This is a genomic window from Legionella sp. PATHC039 (assembly GCF_026191275.1).
Taxonomy (GTDB): domain Bacteria; phylum Pseudomonadota; class Gammaproteobacteria; order Legionellales; family Legionellaceae; genus Legionella; species Legionella pneumophila.
Genome location: NZ_JAPHOP010000001.1, coordinates 1457313 through 1474176, shown reverse-complemented (window position 1 = coordinate 1474176; position 16864 = coordinate 1457313). Strand labels below are relative to the sequence as shown.

The window sequence follows — 16864 nt, the reverse complement described above, 5'->3', positions numbered from 1 at the left end:
ATTAAAGAATTTTTGTAATCATTCACCTCTCTTTTACTTCATTTCTGCCTCAATAACTAAAGTACTTATTAAGTCACTTGCCGACATAGATCGGCATAAATGAGCCGATTGTCCAGCCCATAACGACATAAAATCAATATTATCGTTTTCTCTGGCTTTTTGTCTCATTACCTGGGTTAATGCATTTTGAATGGGGTAGTCAAGGATATTTATTTTCCGATTATCCATGCAAGTAATGAATTTATTTCGAATTCCACGAGCAAGCTTTCCAGAAAAAGCACGTGTTAGCACAGTATTATCTTGTTGTTGTGATAATAGGGTTTGTTTATATTTATAGGAGATACCAGCTTCAAAGCAACTTAAAAAAGCGGTTCCCATTTGTACACCAGAGGCACTTGAATGTATGGCAGAGATAATGCCTTTACCATTCATGATTCCCCCAGCAGCTATCACTGGCACTCTTATTGTCTCAACTAGTTGAGGTATCAGTTCAGATAGTTGAGTCAAAGCTTCCTCAGCATTGCCGATAAAAGTACCTCGATGCCCTCCTGCTTCACTTCCTTGTGCAACAATGGCATCAATCCCACTTGCTTCAAGTATTCTTGCTTCGTGTATAGTGGTTGCCGTTCCTATCAGAAAGGTTCCATTTTTCTTCAATTGTTTGATCCACATTGGTTCTAATGTACCGAATGCATAGCTAAAGACAGGGATTTTTTCTTCTATCAGGATTTGCATTTGGTCAACAAAAGGTAGGGAGTAGGGTTTACTCACGGGGCTGATTTCAATATTTAGTTCAGTGCAGCACAAATTGATATCATCACAAGCGCTTTGAATTTGTTCTGGTGTTGCATGATGTGCTTCGGGTATAAAAAGATTCACAGCAAAAGGTTTACTTGTTAATTGACGAATTTTTATAATGGCTTGTCTGATCTCATCAGGTCTCATATACCCTGCGCCCAGAGAGCCCAAACCACCACTGTTAGAAACCGCTGCAACCAACTCAGGAGTAGTAGCTCCTCCGGCCATAGGTGCTTGAATGATAGGAAATTGAATACCAAGCCTCTCAGCTAATTTTAGATGGCGCATAGTAAGTAAAACCCCAAAAATTGGATAAATTTTTTGCCATATTTAATTTGTTTTCCAAAAAAAGACGAGTTGCAAGATGTTCTGTGGAATTATCTAATAACCAATAACTAAAGGTGGCTAGATAAATGACGGTTAATCCGGTTTCCTGGATCGCACGTTGAATAAAGGTTTCTCGAAGACCAGCTGCTTCACGCCACCATTGAACAGTTTGGCTGATGCGTTTGATTGCAGGCAATTGAAGATGAAGATGACCAGGCTCTAATTTATGAAATATCATTTGCCGGATTACTTTTTGCTGGCCTTCGAAAGTACTTAACCATGTCATTAATAGATCATGCAGTTTTTCTTTGGCAGTGAGTAAATCAAATTTTGGTCTGGAAGACGCATTGAGCATGGCTTCATCAGCACGATCAAAACAGCCATCAATGATTTGCTCTTTTTCCGCAAAAAAATATCGGATCGTATTTAAATCGATATTTAATGCTTTAGCGATATCAATCAACCTCACTTTTTCCCAAGAGGTATCCTGGGCAATGTCTATTGCTGTATTGATAATCTCATTTTTTAGTGTTGGTGCTATTTTTTTCATGAAACACCTCCCTGTCTCTTATTAGTTTATTACTAATTTTATGATCAGGATTAATTTTTGATGGTTTTGGTAGTTAAATTAACTATAAGTTAAATCAAAAAATGCTATTGGTTATTTCAATTAGTCTATGCCACACTTATTTTTATAATATCGGAGTATTGAATTAAAAATGAAGAAAATCATTTTATACTTGTTTGTCGCTATTGGAGTTTACGCTGTCCTTCTATTTGCGTACAACATGCTGATAAATCGAGCTGGACAAACATTATATGGGGGCGCTCCAGCAATGGGGAGTGCCTATCCCACTGTTGAAAAAGTCAATGCGGTACCAGGTGGTTCTGGTGATAGCAACAATAATCCTTCTGCTTCAGATCAAGTCATGAAAGGAATGATAATTCGTAATGCTAATATCACTCTGGAGGTCAATGATCCGGCTAAAGTTATTGATGAAATTATGCAGATGGCCGAGCGAGAGGGAGGATATGCGGTTAACTCTAATTTAAGACAGGATAGTTTCTATGTTGGTGGCAATATAGCTCAAATCAGCATCAGAATACCAAGTAATCGTTTAAACAATGTATTGCAAAATTTAAAATCTTTAGCTGTTAAAGTGATTGAGGAATCAATTACGAGTGAAGACATCACCCGGCAATATGTTGATCTTGAAAGTGAGCTGAAAAATTACAGGGTTGCTAAAGATCAATTAAATAAGATTATGCAAGGCGCCAAAAACACTTCAGATGTGCTTGCTGTTTATCAACAACTGAGTGAAACGCAGAGAAAAATTGATGTTATAGAAGGGCAGATAAAGTACTATAAAGAATCTGTTGCCTATTCTCTCATTACAATTTACTTGCAGATCAATCCGGCAATAAAAAATGCACAAAATTCAACATGGCAAATATCAGAAGTTGTTAGAAAATCTTACCAGGCATTAATAGAGCACTTAAGACAGTTTACCTACGGATTCATTGAATTCGTTATCTTATTTGTCCCAATGATTTTATTGTGGGGGATTATAGCTTTATTAGTATTTTGGATAGGTAGGGCCGTTTATTCCCGTTTTAAACAATAGGATTTACAGTGTATCTCAGATTTTGGTTTAAGAGAGAGCTAAATACTCCCAACGGTATAGTTGGGAGCGAAAATAATCTTTTAGTTTAAAATTTAGGGCGCATATATTCGTCATTACCCAGATCAAGGCTTATTGGTTTGGAATTTTCCTTGTCATGTGGCCCATAATTTTTACCTACTCTGTCCCATAAATACATGCCACCCAAGGTCACCATTGTTGTTGCTGTTACTCTCGCTGTATCATATCCTGCAGTCTTGGCTGCTCCGCCCAAGGTCTTTAACATAGATTTCCCAAAAAATGACAACATATTTTTCGTCCTGATTAGTTAATAATAATCCTGCTAATTATTCATCATTTATTCTAAATGAATTTCCGTCTAATGCAACACATCCACCTATTTTATGAATAAAATTAAATCAAAAAAAATTGTTTTACTATAGTATTGATTAAATAAGTACAATTTATACTGTAAAACACATTGTTGGTTGTTAGGGCACAATGATGAAAAATAACATCCTTGTTACTCTTAATTATTTCTTGGTAGGGGATGGGGATGGATTCTCTGACTCAAGCTCTTCCACTCGTACAGGCCAAACCTTTTTCAAAGGTTGAGGGCCCATATATTCATCCATACCAAAAATGAGGGCAAAAGTGATGGCTGTTTGAGGAGCTCTTACCGCTACTTGTTGCAAATAGCCAACTTTGAAAAAGGTCATGAAGGCTTCTTTAAGACCAACTTCTTTTACATGTGATTTCATTTGACTAAACATGGTATAGGGTGACACAGTAATTAAACGGTTATTTTCAGCCACTTTAGTTTGCAACAATTTACTATCAGCATAAGCGTTAGGGACGGTTGTAAATAATGTCGCAATGACGCCAGAAGTAGCGCCACCTAATATTTTGTTGTATAATTCTTTATCAAACTTATAAAATGAACTGACATAGTCTCCTGCAAATCCTATCAATGCGAAATTGACCCCACCGGCAAAAGAGCGAGAACCCCAGTTGACTGAAGTTAATTTCCAAAAATTGGAGAGGGACCATTTAAAGTTTTCAGCATTAATCACGCCGACATTTTGCAATTTTGCCTTTCCACTGAAACCATTACTAACCAACAGATCAGCCTGAGAAAATAATACTGTTCCCCACCAACGTTGGCGGAATGGGGCTTCAAATTCTTCTTCCTCTGTTGCTTTATTCGTTTGTTTGTGGGTGACAGCCACAGCGCCGCGCTTTTGACCTGCAATAGCGTAAGGAAGGAATCCACGGTATATGCCTCGGAAAAGTCCTCCGCTCAATCCAGATGGAGTTCCAGATTCTGAAAATTGTAATTTGTTTAGCAAGTATTGAAATGGTTGAGTTCCAGCAGAAACAGTGAAAGAAATAGCTCCTGTTTTAAAAACTAAATTGGCCATTTCATAGGGTGTCAACAGATATGGTGAATTATTACCCTGTTTCTCTCTACGTTCTTGCATTGTAAATCCTCTTTGAATCACTTAAATCAATGTTTTGTGATGATAACAATTTATTATTAAGTAAATATTAACTTATGTGAGAAAAAAATATTAAGCATGGAAATAATGTGTAAAATGTGAGTCTAATAAGACCACAAAATAGATTGAATTTATACAAATTAAGCATAATTATTTTCTTTTTGCATGTAAAACATGCAATAAACCTTGCTTTTTGAATTTTAATTCGTTAAGTTAATGAAGTAGTTCATCTGGATATTTAGCACTAATTCACAAGAGAAAACTAAAAAGCAAGTTTTAACTGTTCCCAATATTGATTATAAAGCGCTAGTGTTTCTTCGCCGATGTCGCGTTGGAAATAACCCTTCTTTAGTGTTTTGTCTGGCGGATAAGCCACAGGGTTATTTTTTATAGATAATGGCAATAAAGCTCTTCCTGCGCCATTGGTAATCGCATGTCCTTCCTTTAGTGCAATTTGAGCACTTGTTTCCGGTTTCAGAATAAAATTAATGAATTGATAAGCTTCTTTCAGGTGTGGGGGGTTTTTAGGGATAGCCAAACAATCTATCCAAATCACAAAGCCATCTTGAGGATAAATAAACTCAATGGCTTTATTTTCTGTATGTGCTTTGAAGGCATCGCCATTCCATGCTGATCCAATAAAAGCATCCTCATCTATCATGATGGCTTGAATACTATCACTGGCAAATAACTTAATATTAGGTACCAATTGCAATAAGTGTTCATAGGCTGCTTTTATGTGGTTTGGATTGGTATCATTGGGATCAAACCCTAAACTCATCAGAGCTATGGCAAATATTTCGCGTGAATCATCAAGTAACATTAGCTGATTACGCCACTTTTTATCCCATAAGCCTTGCCAGTTTTTTGGCGGGTTCGATACGGAATTATGATTAAAGAAAATCCCGGTTGCTCCCCAGATGATGGGTATACTATAACGGTTACCTGGATCATAATCATTTTTAACAAATTGTTCATCCAGATTATGAAGATTCGGAAGCAGTTTATGATCGAGTAATTGCAACATGCCTTGTTTTTGCATGCGCTCTACAAAATAAGCGGAAGGGAGGATGACATCGTAAATGGTCTTTTGACTGGCTCTTAGCTTGGCATACATGGTTTCATTGCTATCATAAGTCGAAAAATTGACTTTAATTCCTGACTCTTGTTCGAATTGATGAATTATTTTTTTAGGGATTTCACCTCCCCAGGCGTAGACATTGACTACTGGATTGGAGAATGCCTTAAATGTAAGAAGAGCGAGCAGCAATGAAAAAATTTTCATATCAATTTACCTGACAAGCGATGAGAGATAATAACGAGAATCATCGATAAACCGAACGTAATTGAACACAATGCATTGAGTTCAGGCGTGACGCCAGCTCGGACTAAAGAGTAGATGGTCAAAGGCAGGATAGTAAAATCAGGGCCTGCCACAAAATAGCTGATAATGACGTCATCAAATGACAAGGTGAAACTTAATAAAAAAGCGCTTAAAACCGCAGGCCACAATAAAGGAAGCAAGACTCTCGTTAAAGCAAAATAACGACTGGCGCCAAGATCGAGGGCGCCAAAATAAATGTTGGGATTTAAAGTGTTTATTCGTGAATTAATGGTCAAGATAACAAAAGGAATAGAGAATGTAATATGGGCAACTAAAAGGCTCAAGAAGCCAAGCGGTACTTGGGTAATATTAAAGAAAATTAATAAGGCGACACCCAGGACTATGTCAGGAATAATAATAAGCAATAGCAATAAGGTATACAGGATCTGGCGGTGTCTTGTACGAAATAAAAATAAGTTGATTGAGGCCAATAGCCCCATTGTTGTAGCGATAAGAGAGGATGTTAGGCCCAGGGTGATAGAATTTAAAACAGCAGACCACAAGCCCCGATCATGAAATAGTTCTTTGTACCATCGCAAAGAAAACCCATGCCATTGTAATGAAAATTTGGCATCATTTACTGAATAGAGCACCAGTATTGCAATGGGGATATAAAGAAAAGCATAAACTAAAGAAAGAAACAGGCGCTGTGTCATTGTTTTCATCGAATGACCTCATTGTTCTGTCGCCGAAAAATGAACATTAAAATAAGCAGAATGGAAGTTAATAGCACACTAGTAGCGCCTCCCTGAGGCCAATCGCTCAGGACAAGGAATTGATTTTGGATTAAATTTCCCAATAAAATGGAACGAGCGCCACCTAATACATTAGGAATGTAAAATAAAGTCATTGCTGGTAACAAGACCAGCAAACAACCTGATAAGATTCCAGGGGCTGTGTTAGGCAAAAATACTCGTGTAAATATCGACCACTTGTTTGCCCCTAAATCTTTAGATGCCTCAATTAACCTGAAATCGAACCGTTCCATATTAGTAAAAATCGGTAGAACCATGAAAGGGAAAAGATTGTAAACCAAGCCAATAACGACCGCAAAATTGGTATAAAGTAGTGACAAGGGAACATCAATCAAGTGTAATTTCAGCAATAGGGCATTTATCACGCCTTTGTATTTAAGGATAGCAATCAAAGCATAAGTTCTTATCAATGAGCTTGTCCAGAAAGGTATGATAATCAACAGCAATAAAATAGATTGGTGTTTTGATTTAATCATTAGATAGCTAAAGGGGTATGCGATGAGCAGACAAAGCAGGGTGGTGACGCAGGCTATCAGTAAGGATCGGAAAAGGATTTTTGCAAAAACAGGAGTAAACAAGTCAAAATAATTTTCCAATGTCAATGGCAAGGTAACAAGATGAATACTGTCTTGTGATAAAAAGCTGGCAACCAGCACCATCAACAAGGGAATGAAGCCAAAAATAATTAACCAAAAATACAATAAATACAGTGCGGATGATTTAGCCTTCATAAGGTAATAAAACCTCCCAGCCACGCAGCCATTGTACCCAAACGGTTTCATGGAGAGTGTATTCCAGCTTATCATCGTCTTCATCAAAAAACTCTGAAGCATTGATGATTTTGCCTGATGACAATTCCACTTTGAGATCAACCGTAGAGCCTTTATAAATGATATCAACAATACGACCAGGCAACATTCCTTCTGTTTTTTCTACTTCGGATAAGCTCCAAACTCGAATGTCCTCTGGACGAACGATCAAATGAAGCCGGTCGTTGACGTGATAATTGCCAGTGTTTTTACAGGATAGTTGGATTCCTTCAATGTTCGTTACGATGTCTTGATCCTTTACTGTGTGAACCTGAGTATCGAATATATTCGCTTCGCCAATAAACTTGGCAACATGCAGGTTGGCAGGGGTTTCATAGACAGCCTTAGGCGTTCCAATTTGTTCAATGTGGCCATGATTAAAGACGACAATACGGTCAGACATTGATAAGGCTTCTTCCTGATCATGCGTTACAAAAATAAACGTCATATTCAAGGTTTTTTGTAATTGCTTCAATTCGGATTGCATGGCTTTCCTAAGCCTATAGTCAAGGGAACTCAATGGCTCATCTAACAACAGTACTTGAGGTCTGTTGATGATTGCTCGTGCAATCGCAACACGTTGTTGTTGGCCGCCACTTAACTGCTTCACATTTCTATCAGCTAACGATTCAAGTTGTACAAGTTTCAACGCATCAAAGACTCGCTCCTTGATTTCCTGGTTGGATGTTTTTTTGCAGCGCAAGGCAAATGCGACATTTTCGAAAACGGATAAATGGGGGAAAAGGGCATAACTTTGAAAGACCGTGTGTACATCCCGTTTTTGAGGTGGTAACTGATTAACACATTGGCCATTAATGAAAATCTCACCTTGCGTTGGTTGTTCAAAACCAGATATAAGCCGAAGAAGGGTTGTTTTTCCACAACCTGAGGGGCCCAGTAAGGTTAAAAATTCACCGTGATTGACGTTTAGCGAAACATTATTCAAAATTGGTGTATTGCCGTATGATTTATAAATCTGACGGATTTCAATGAGCGGTGTTGTCATCTGCTTTATTAAATAAAAAACTGCAATTATGTGTGCTGTGACTTATCTTGTCCAGTCAATCACAAACTTTGTTCCCAATATTAAAAAATTAGTCAACTATTGTCTATTTTTGTGTTTAGTACATGAGCAAAAAAATCAGTCATGCCCGCATAGGCAGGCAGCCATCTATCAACATAATCCAATGCTCAGGTCAAGCTACTGAGGATTTTTTTGTTCGATCAAGTTTATTTTCCATTGCCTGTTCCATTTCTTGATACGTTTTTCTCTGGTTATTGCTTCATAAACATCGGTGTGAATTTCATAATAAACTAACCGATGTACGTTGTATCTTTTAGTAAATCCTTCGGTCAAACCTTTTTTGTGCTGATATATTCGTTGCACAAGATTACTGGTAATCCCGGTATAAAGGGCCCCATATGCCTTACTAGCTAATATATAAACAACATATTGTTTCTCTTCCATTATTCATCCTGGTTGGTTGCTATAACCTGCCGCAATTTTGCGATCGAGATTATATGATTTTTATTGTATATCAGCGATTTACTTCATCTTGTTTATATGGTATGCTAAGAATGGTTTCCAACCCTAGCGCGTGGCATAACTAATTTTTTGCTTATGCACAGAGATTTCGCGGCGGATAGTATGACTTTATCCAGTAGGTCATTTATTGAATTTTCCAATCATCAGGATTGTCATGAGATAAATTTTTAAAATGTTCCAGTAGTTCATTGATTCCCTCACGCCCTGTTGTATCTTTTTTGTTTTTTGCAACAAACTGTTTTCCAAAAAGATTGCTTTGGTAATATAAATCGGGATTCTCCATATCAATGACTTCAGCAAATACTTTGGCTACTTCCGCTGCATTTTGAAAAACAGTATTCTGATGGAACCATTGATAAGCTTGTTCAGTAAAGTTTTTATAGTATTTCTCAACAATATCAGAGCGAGAGCCTTCAAATCGGGTCAATTCTGTCGCAATTGGCCCAGGTTGGAAATTAATTACTTTGATATTCCACGGAGCTAGCTCAATCGCCAAGGATTCTTGTAATCTTTCAAATGCTGCAAGTGCTGAAAAGTAGATTGCGACACCTGGAATACTAACGGGAACAGAGGTAAAGATCGTGGATGTCGTTGTTAATAAACCTTTTTTCCTCTCCCTCATTACAGGTATGAATCCCCTGATTAAAGACAATGGGCCAAATACTTTGGTTTGAAAGGTTGTTAAGACATCTTGAGTGGTTGTGCTTTCAACAGGGCCAATAGCCACATTAGCAGCATTATTAACTAATACGTCAATGTATTGGTATTGAGTTAACACTTCTTTAATAAAGCAGTTAATTGAATTTTCATCGCAAAGATCCAAAATTTTTACATCCAAATTGCTGGAATTTATAATGTTTGCTTTGTCAATCTGACTCGTATTAAGATTTCTTACCGTTGCAATGACTTGATGCCCACGCTTTAGCATTTCACATATAAGATTATATCCCATACCGGATGTTTTTGAACAACCTGTGACCACCACTATTTTTTTATCCATCTTCGCCATGTCCCTATACTCATATTTTTTTACAGCGATAATCTGATTATAGTCTTTTTATTTATTTAGACCTCTTGCATAAGTTGATTATGAAGATTCAGGGGTACATGCGGAAATGAGCAGCGCAGTAATAAAATGAGAGAGGCAGGTTATGCAAGAGATCTATTTTCGATTCTCCAAATTATTAACTGGTTTATTGAAAGCGCAAAAAATTTGTTCAGAAAATAAGAGAGCTAATCAATTGGTATATGGTTTGTTACCGAGACTTTTTGTTTTCGCTTGATTATATGAGTATTTACTCAGACAAAGATTGTAAGTGGGGGAGTTAATGGGTTAAGAATAAGCCCGTATTTACGCTGAGTGAATACGGGCCGCTATCCCCTTGAAAGGGGACAAGTATATCAGATTGTAAAACGGCTTGACTCTTCTTTTTCTTCGTCTTCTACTTCCATTTCTTCATTTTCTGATTCAGAAGATGAAAATTCTGATTCTTCTTTTTCTTCATTCACTGATTCAGAAGATGACAGTTCTGGTTCTTCTTTTTCTTCCGCTTCTTTCGCATCTGTTTCTGCCGCCAGCATATCATCAAGATTTAAGTTGATATTTTGCATCAGGAATTGAAGCGCCAATAGAATCATTATTTCCGGGCTGCCATTCATAGTAGCAAATACTAATGTATCATCTGCCTGAATATCCATAATATGGAAGTGGTCTCTGCCGCCATGAGGGCATAGGAAGATTCGAGCATTAGGAGTAAAACCAAAAAGAGTCAATATAGTGCTTCTTGGTTGTTGATTTCCTTGCTGGTTTTCCTGTTGATTTGGTTGTTGATTATCTTCTTCAGAACGTCTTTCAGTTTTTGGTGAAGCGTTGGGGGTTAAAGGCATAATCATTACTCCTAAACTAAAATTAAATCCAAAAAATACTGCCCAAAAAAGATAATCTAATTAAGAATCTATCTTTTCGGCGACAAGTTTACAATTAATTTACAGAGCTTGGTAGAGTAATTAAACAAATTTTTCTTATTGAATAAAAAAACAAAATTATTTTTGCAATATGTGTGAAAATTATAAAAAACGCATTTAATAATTTTTATATGATTGTATAAATAACAAAGAGGCCCCTCGTTAGTCATTTTTTGATTATACTTAAAAATAACAATCAAAAGGAGATGGCATTTTGGCTGATTCCAGATCATCGATCCAAAGTATTTTGGAAATTGATAAACGATTTGATGAAAATTATTATAATTATTTGGTCAATGATAATTATTTAATTCCAGCTGAGGCCGCAGTCATAGCCAATGGATTAGTAATATTCAAAGAAAAGTTTGAGAGTGGAAGTTTATTCATGCAGAGAAAGGACAATCATGACTCTTTCACTCATGAACAAATCCTTCAATATTATTTGGAATTGGCTCTTACTTGTGGACGTCTTGATATCATTAAATACCTTATTGATGAACTTCATGTTTCCTTATCCGAGGAAAAAATATTTCATTTTCTATTTTTGCACAGTCCTTATGAAGGGAATAAATATTCTCATAACATCGTGGAAATTTATAATTATTTGAAAAATGAGAAGGAAATTTTTAGCGAAAAAGCGCTGATTGAGGAGATATTTTTGGCTGAAGCTAAAAAAGGTCATATTCAGGCTGTAAAAGCCATCATAGAACTTAAGCTTTTACCCAATATCAATATTACCGATGAAGCCGGGCATACAGCATTTTTTTACTGTATTTTGGAAAGTAAGAAAAAGAGGTTTTCCTTTAATCCTGAAGAATTGGGAGCAGAGGATGTTATTTTATCAGTTCAAGATAAAGAAATTCTTGGATTGATTGAGCTGGTAAATGCAGCTATTTTAGCAATGGAAGATAAAAATGAAGAAAAACTGGTTAAAATAAGGAAAGCGCTCGCTGACTCTATAGATAGAGTTCCTGAGACGTTGATAGAAGATTGTTTGTCGCGAGCAATTGAGTTGAATGATGTCAAGATGATTCAACTTCTATTACCTGTTTGTAATCCTGATCTAAAGTTCTTGATGTTAGGTAAGGCTAATTCTGTTGAAGCCGGTATGCTACTAATAGAGCATTTTATAAGTACTGGATTTGTTATACCCGAAGCAAGGAGTTTGGGGGGGTATGCGCACAGGTTAGGGCTGAACGAATACAGTGCTGGTGCCGAACAGGCGAATAGATTTTTGTTACATGCAGTAGCTGGATTTGTCAATCGAACAGACAATGGTAAAGACTTCAATACTATTTTAATGGCGCTACAAAAGACGGTGCTATTAAACGGCGTAGCGAATGTGGAGGTGGCGCGGAAAATTTTATATGAAACGTATTTGGAAGGTGAACCTTTATTGCTTACGGTGGGATGGACTCAACATGGTGTTGGTTTATCCATATTATGGGATAAAGAATCAAATAAAACTTATCTTGTATTTTCTAACCGAGGGCAAGGAGGAATCGCTTCATGTCTTGATGCCAAGGGTTTAATTAAGAAGGAGGAGCCGAAAGCAGGTTCAGTTATCTATGAGATAGATGGTAAGTTGGACGAGGGCTTTTTCTCTCATTTTGAGATAGGGAAAAATAAATCGGGCCTTTTTAGATATGGGAAGAAAGCATTTGAAAAAGACATCAGGACATGTCTTAAAGATGCCCGAGTATTACCCCACTTTATTTTTGCTGCAGCACAGAATTATGCAACTTGTGGCTACGTCAACACAAAACAATCCATACGCGGTTTATTATGTGTTTTTGCTATGACAAGAGGCGATTCTTTAAGTGAAGAGTTAATCGATAGAATGAGTCGACAATACAAAGAATTTACAGCTCATGATAGAAATGTTGCTTGTTTCGAGTTAATTGAAGATTTTCAGAGGAAAATTAAGTTTGATTCCAGACATATTCAGAAGGAGTATCAAGATTTCATAGTCAAATTGATTTTATCGCATTGTACATCGGATAAACCAGAAGATATTGAGCGAACCCAACGATTATTTGTAGTGTTACCAGAAGAGATACAGAAAAAACTGGCTCATCTGATACCTTGCCATATCGTAGTCCGGAAAGAAGATAAGTCATCCACCCTTCAAAATCTGAGTCTCTTCAAACATCAGGAAGAACTTTCCTCCCAAAATGACTGTTTTTTGCATAGGCCGATCGGAGTAATCCCTGATTCCATAGATAATTTACTGAATAAATATCATGAGATGAATACACTGCTTAAATTTTTAGAATCCCATGGTTATACAGAAAAAGATATTCCGACAATTGTTTTGGAAAACAATTCAGTCCGTATTCATACTAAATCGGATAGAGAATTTAAATATAAAGTAAAAGATCTTTTTCCCAAAGATATCCAGATTATTAATGTTCAGGGAAGATATGAGTTTATTCTCAAGGATCTGACGGAAGTGAGTTATGTATTAAATAAATTAAATGACCAGACACCAGAGAACAATAGCAACCCGGATTTTGGTCTATAATATTTTTTCATGAGTCAGTTTTTAAATTTCTTGAAAGGATTTTAACTATGTTATTCTGTATGTGGTGCTTTGAAAGTTATCAGATCTGAGTGGAGCCCATATTTTTAAAGTATAAGCCAAGAGTCTTTCATGAATGCCTACCAACAATTAGAACAACATTTTAAAAAATATTACGATTTTGAAAATTTAGCAGCCATTGTTTCCTGGGATGAAGCAACGATGATGCCAGCCGGGGGTGGTCAGGCGCGTGCAGAAGCGTTGGCCACTTTAAGTGCTGTACAACATGAATGGTTAACTAATAAGAAAATAGGTGACTGGATAAAACAGGCAAAAGATTTACCAGGTTTATCATTATGGCAGCGACGAAATGTTTATTGGATTGATAATCAATATCAGCAAGCAACCTGTATTCCAGCGCAACTGATAGAAGAGTTAACGAATGAATCTTTGACATGTGTTCAGGCATGGCGAGAATTACGAGCTAAAAATGATTGGCACTCATTTAAACCGTACTTAAAAAAGTTATTTGAAAAAGTAAAAACGATTGCTGATATTAAATCACAAAGATTTAATAAGCCTTGTTTGGATGTCTTAATTGACGAATATTCTCCGGATTTGGATTGTAAGACCATCACCCCAGTTTTTAATATCTTGAAACAAGAAATACCAGTCATTATTCCCAACGTTATCGAAAAACAAAAAACGCGAGATATTAAAGTGATTGCAGGTGATTTTTCTGCAGAAAAACAAAAGCAACTTGGGATTGAAATCATGTCTCGATTGGGGTTTGACTTTAATCGCGGCCGATTAGATGTTAGCCACCATCCGTTTTGTGGTGGTATTTCAGATGATGTTCGAATGACAACCCGATATAACGAGCAGGAGTTTATATCTTCCTTAATGGCAATTACCCATGAAACAGGTCATGCTCTATATGAGCAAGGCTTGCTAAAAGAATGGAGTCGGCAACCTGTTGGCCATTCATTGGGAATGTCTGTGCATGAGAGCCAATCGTTGCTTATTGAGATGCAAATTTGTCGAAGCTTGGAATTTATAAGTTTTTTGGTTCCTATCGCAAAAAAATATTTTAAAGAAGCTCAAAATATAACTGAAGAAAATCTTTATTTTCATTGTACGAAAGTACAACCCGATTTAATTCGTGTTGAGGCAGACGAAGTCACTTATCCACTACATGTAATACTGCGTTACGAAATCGAACAACTTTTGTTTTCTTCAGAGATTACTATTGATGATTTACCAGAGGTCTGGGACAACTTCATGAGAAAATATTTAGGATTATCAACAAAAGGGAACGACAAAAATGGTGTGATGCAAGATGTGCATTGGCCTTCTGGAAGTTTTGGCTATTTTCCAGCGTATACTTTTGGTGCATTAATTGCCGCTCAATTGTTTTCGGCAGCCAAAAAAGCAATCCCTGATATCAATGATCAAATCAAATCAGGTGACTTTCAATCGTTGTTAATTTGGCTTAGGGAAAATGTTCATCAAAAAGCAAAGTTATTTTCTTATCAAGAGTTATTGCGTCAAGCAACAGGCGAAGAGTTAAACCCGGAATATTATTTGGCTCATATCAAACAGAGGTATTTATAAAACGGGATGGCCTTGGATAAAATTTGCAGGTTGTATCATTTTAATTAAGAGGGTTATCAGATGTTATTTTTTAGTTCAGCAATGTCCAAACACAAACTCACTTTTACTAAACTTTCCGATTGCATGAAATATTTGGATCTTGCTGCAACATGGGCTGAAGAAGAGTGGGGATATATTCGTAATAAAGGGGTAGATTTTCGTAAAACAATCCTGTCTGATTTGAAAGAACATACTTATATAGGAACTTTTAATGGACAACCCATTGCCATGTTCGTTTTATTCGACAAAGACATGAGTCCGGAATTTAACCATGGAAGATTGAAACCCCCGGTAGTAAGTGAGTTGATGTATGTCTATATTGATAAGCCTTATAGAGGACTTGGTTTTGGAAAGCAAGTTATTGATGAGGCGAAACAATTAGCAAGCCATTCAAAATCGGAATACATTATGTTGGATACTTTAAAACCTGGCTTGAATCGATTTTATGAAAAGGGCGGGGCAAAAGTGATTGCAGAAAATCAATTGTTTTTGCATCCAACTGATGTATTGACAATAAAGATATAAGCTGTGCTCTCTATCACGGGTATGTAATGATCTTTTTTATGTAGACATGAGCATGTTATTGGTGCAGGAGCAGGTTTGTTGATATCAGGTATCATAGCCAATGCATTTTGGAATAGTACTCCATTAAATATTATAAAAACCCATGAGAGTAACACCGAGATTCAAGGCATCGATTTAAAATCCGACTCTGCGGGTAAACCTGTTAAAGAATGTTCGAAAAAGTACGAGAAGCCTATCAACAGTCCTCTTTTATTTCCCACTCCCACTACGCGAGAGAGAAACACAAATGACATGGCCGATAAGTTGAGTTCAAGCGGTCCTAAAACATAGAAAAACCAGTCATAAATTTATTTTATGGATACCGCTGACAATCAGCAGTACGTAGGCGGTGAAGATGAATTGTTAACACACCTTTCAACATGTCAATTCAGCATTTGTGAGCTTTCTTTTAACTATGGAATTAACGTGCTAATATAAATCATTTAATATAAATAGTGTCCGACATTTCATGACTGTGCAAAAATACTTCCCCTGGTTTAATGAGGCATGGCAATCTTACTCACTTTGCCGCTCTTCCCTATGGTGGCCTTTAAGTTATCTTATATTAACACCGCTTGCTGTCTTTATTGTTTTTGGATTAATTATTCCATTAGGGTTAAATCAGTTGGGTTGGATTAGTTTTGACCATGCGTTGATTAATTATCCTTATCTTTTACTAATAGCAGGGCTTCTTTATTTGGCTCTTTTCCCTTTTCTTGATGGACTATACCAGATGATTAAAGCCCACCTGGATGGCAAACCTATCAACATGAATACTGAGGATATCGATTTTATTAACCCTGGTACTTCCAAAGTAATGGGCATGTCTATGGGCCCCATTTTATTGACTATTATTATCATGGAGATCGCTGGCTCTTTATTTAAACCTTTTCGAGCATTGGTGCTGTTAGCCTATGTATTGGCTATTTTTACGCCTATTTTAAGTGTAAATAATCCTGAATCACCTATGAAAAAAGGACTCGAGTCCCTGCAATTCGCTCTTAATAATAAAAAATTGGTTGCTAAGGTTTGGGGTTTACGTTTTTTGATTCTTCTGTCCTTGCTCTTTCCCTGGGTTATTATAGGGATTACTGGTGAGCATGCGATTTTAAAGATTATTACTCTAATAGCAGGATTACCTTTATTTTTTTATTGTTTAGTTAAATTATTGCCTTTTTACTTCTTTTATCCAGCCTATGTTTATCATCAGGCAAAACATCAAAACAGCGGTGGGTAATCTGATTATTCATTATTTCATGAATGCGATTTCAATACCAAGAGTAGGTGGATATAGGTTTATATCTAATTGAAATTGGTGTGGAAATGTTTCTCATGCATAACAGGCTTCTGAAAAATTCACTGTCTGATTTTCGGCTTCACCATTTCAAAGAAGATTTATAATAATTAGTAAGAAGGTTTGC

Annotated in this window: 17 protein-coding genes; 6 read left to right on the top strand and 11 right to left on the bottom strand. The window is 36.6% G+C overall.

Annotation, left to right across the window (positions count from 1 at the left end; all coding sequences use genetic code 11):
- Positions 1 to 33: 33 nt before the first annotated feature.
- On the bottom strand, positions 34 to 1086 hold the full coding sequence (locus OQI99_RS06685; protein WP_027268336.1) for an NAD(P)H-dependent flavin oxidoreductase: 1053 nt from the start codon (positions 1084 to 1086) through the stop codon (positions 34 to 36).
- The gene (locus OQI99_RS06680) at positions 1064 to 1675 is read right to left on the bottom strand and encodes a TetR/AcrR family transcriptional regulator (RefSeq protein ID WP_265731533.1); all 612 of its coding nucleotides are present in this window, start codon (positions 1673 to 1675) and stop codon (positions 1064 to 1066) included. Before OQI99_RS06680 ends, OQI99_RS06685 begins: the two co-directional genes overlap by 23 nt.
- A gap of 169 nt (positions 1676 to 1844) precedes the next feature.
- On the opposite strand from OQI99_RS06680, the gene OQI99_RS06675 reads away from it, so the two are divergent.
- On the top strand, positions 1845 to 2750 hold the full coding sequence (locus OQI99_RS06675) for a DUF4349 domain-containing protein (RefSeq protein WP_027266935.1): 906 nt from the start codon (positions 1845 to 1847) through the stop codon (positions 2748 to 2750).
- An 85-nt stretch (positions 2751 to 2835) separates the two neighbouring features.
- Here OQI99_RS06675 and OQI99_RS06670 read toward each other — a convergent pair whose 3' ends face one another.
- From OQI99_RS06670 to OQI99_RS06630, 9 genes are all read right to left on the bottom strand, one after another.
- On the bottom strand, positions 2836 to 3033 hold the full coding sequence (locus OQI99_RS06670; protein WP_265731532.1) for a hypothetical protein: 198 nt from the start codon (positions 3031 to 3033) through the stop codon (positions 2836 to 2838).
- A 247-nt stretch (positions 3034 to 3280) separates the two neighbouring features.
- The gene (locus OQI99_RS06665; protein ID WP_265731531.1) at positions 3281 to 4249 is read right to left on the bottom strand and encodes a lpg1137 family Dot/Icm T4SS effector; all 969 of its coding nucleotides are present in this window, start codon (positions 4247 to 4249) and stop codon (positions 3281 to 3283) included.
- Positions 4250 to 4508: 259 nt separating this feature from the next.
- Positions 4509 to 5531 (bottom strand): ABC transporter substrate-binding protein, encoded by a 1023-nt coding sequence (locus OQI99_RS06660; RefSeq protein ID WP_061513540.1) that lies wholly within the window; start codon positions 5529 to 5531, stop codon positions 4509 to 4511.
- Positions 5528 to 6295, bottom strand: a complete 768-nt coding sequence (locus tag OQI99_RS06655) for an ABC transporter permease subunit (protein WP_265731530.1) — start codon at positions 6293 to 6295, stop codon at positions 5528 to 5530. The genes OQI99_RS06660 and OQI99_RS06655 overlap by 4 nt, the downstream gene beginning before the upstream one ends.
- On the bottom strand, positions 6292 to 7116 hold the full coding sequence (locus OQI99_RS06650; protein ID WP_265731529.1) for an ABC transporter permease: 825 nt from the start codon (positions 7114 to 7116) through the stop codon (positions 6292 to 6294). The genes OQI99_RS06655 and OQI99_RS06650 overlap by 4 nt, the downstream gene beginning before the upstream one ends.
- Positions 7106 to 8200, bottom strand: a complete 1095-nt coding sequence (potA, locus tag OQI99_RS06645; protein WP_265731528.1) for a spermidine/putrescine ABC transporter ATP-binding protein PotA — start codon at positions 8198 to 8200, stop codon at positions 7106 to 7108. The genes OQI99_RS06650 and potA overlap by 11 nt, the downstream gene beginning before the upstream one ends.
- A 195-nt stretch (positions 8201 to 8395) precedes the next feature.
- Entirely contained in the window at positions 8396 to 8662 is a 267-nt protein-coding gene (locus OQI99_RS06640) for a GIY-YIG nuclease family protein (protein WP_061513544.1), read from the bottom strand.
- A 202-nt stretch (positions 8663 to 8864) separates the two neighbouring features.
- A complete protein-coding gene (locus OQI99_RS06635) occupies positions 8865 to 9740 on the bottom strand; it encodes an SDR family oxidoreductase (protein ID WP_241495202.1) in 876 nt (291 codons plus the stop codon).
- A gap of 401 nt (positions 9741 to 10141) precedes the next feature.
- On the bottom strand, positions 10142 to 10627 hold the full coding sequence (locus tag OQI99_RS06630; RefSeq protein ID WP_265731527.1) for a type IV secretion protein Dot: 486 nt from the start codon (positions 10625 to 10627) through the stop codon (positions 10142 to 10144).
- 292 nt (positions 10628 to 10919) lie between these two features.
- Between OQI99_RS06630 and OQI99_RS06625 the strand changes: the two genes are divergently transcribed.
- From OQI99_RS06625 to OQI99_RS06605, 5 genes are all read left to right on the top strand, one after another.
- Entirely contained in the window at positions 10920 to 13229 is a 2310-nt protein-coding gene (locus tag OQI99_RS06625) for a hypothetical protein (RefSeq protein ID WP_265731526.1), read from the top strand.
- Positions 13230 to 13358: 129 nt separating this feature from the next.
- A complete protein-coding gene (locus tag OQI99_RS06620; protein ID WP_265731525.1) occupies positions 13359 to 14840 on the top strand; it encodes a carboxypeptidase M32 in 1482 nt (493 codons plus the stop codon).
- Positions 14841 to 14900: 60 nt separating this feature from the next.
- Entirely contained in the window at positions 14901 to 15404 is a 504-nt protein-coding gene (locus tag OQI99_RS06615) for an Lpg1147 family Dot/Icm T4SS effector N-acetyltransferase (RefSeq protein ID WP_265731524.1), read from the top strand.
- Positions 15405 to 15479: 75 nt separating this feature from the next.
- The gene (locus OQI99_RS06610) at positions 15480 to 15734 is read left to right on the top strand and encodes a hypothetical protein (protein ID WP_322783694.1); all 255 of its coding nucleotides are present in this window, start codon (positions 15480 to 15482) and stop codon (positions 15732 to 15734) included.
- A 178-nt stretch (positions 15735 to 15912) separates the two neighbouring features.
- Positions 15913 to 16680: a hypothetical protein gene (locus tag OQI99_RS06605; protein WP_265731523.1), complete on the top strand. Its 768-nt coding sequence runs from the start codon at positions 15913 to 15915 to the stop codon at positions 16678 to 16680.
- Positions 16681 to 16864 lie beyond the last annotated feature (184 nt).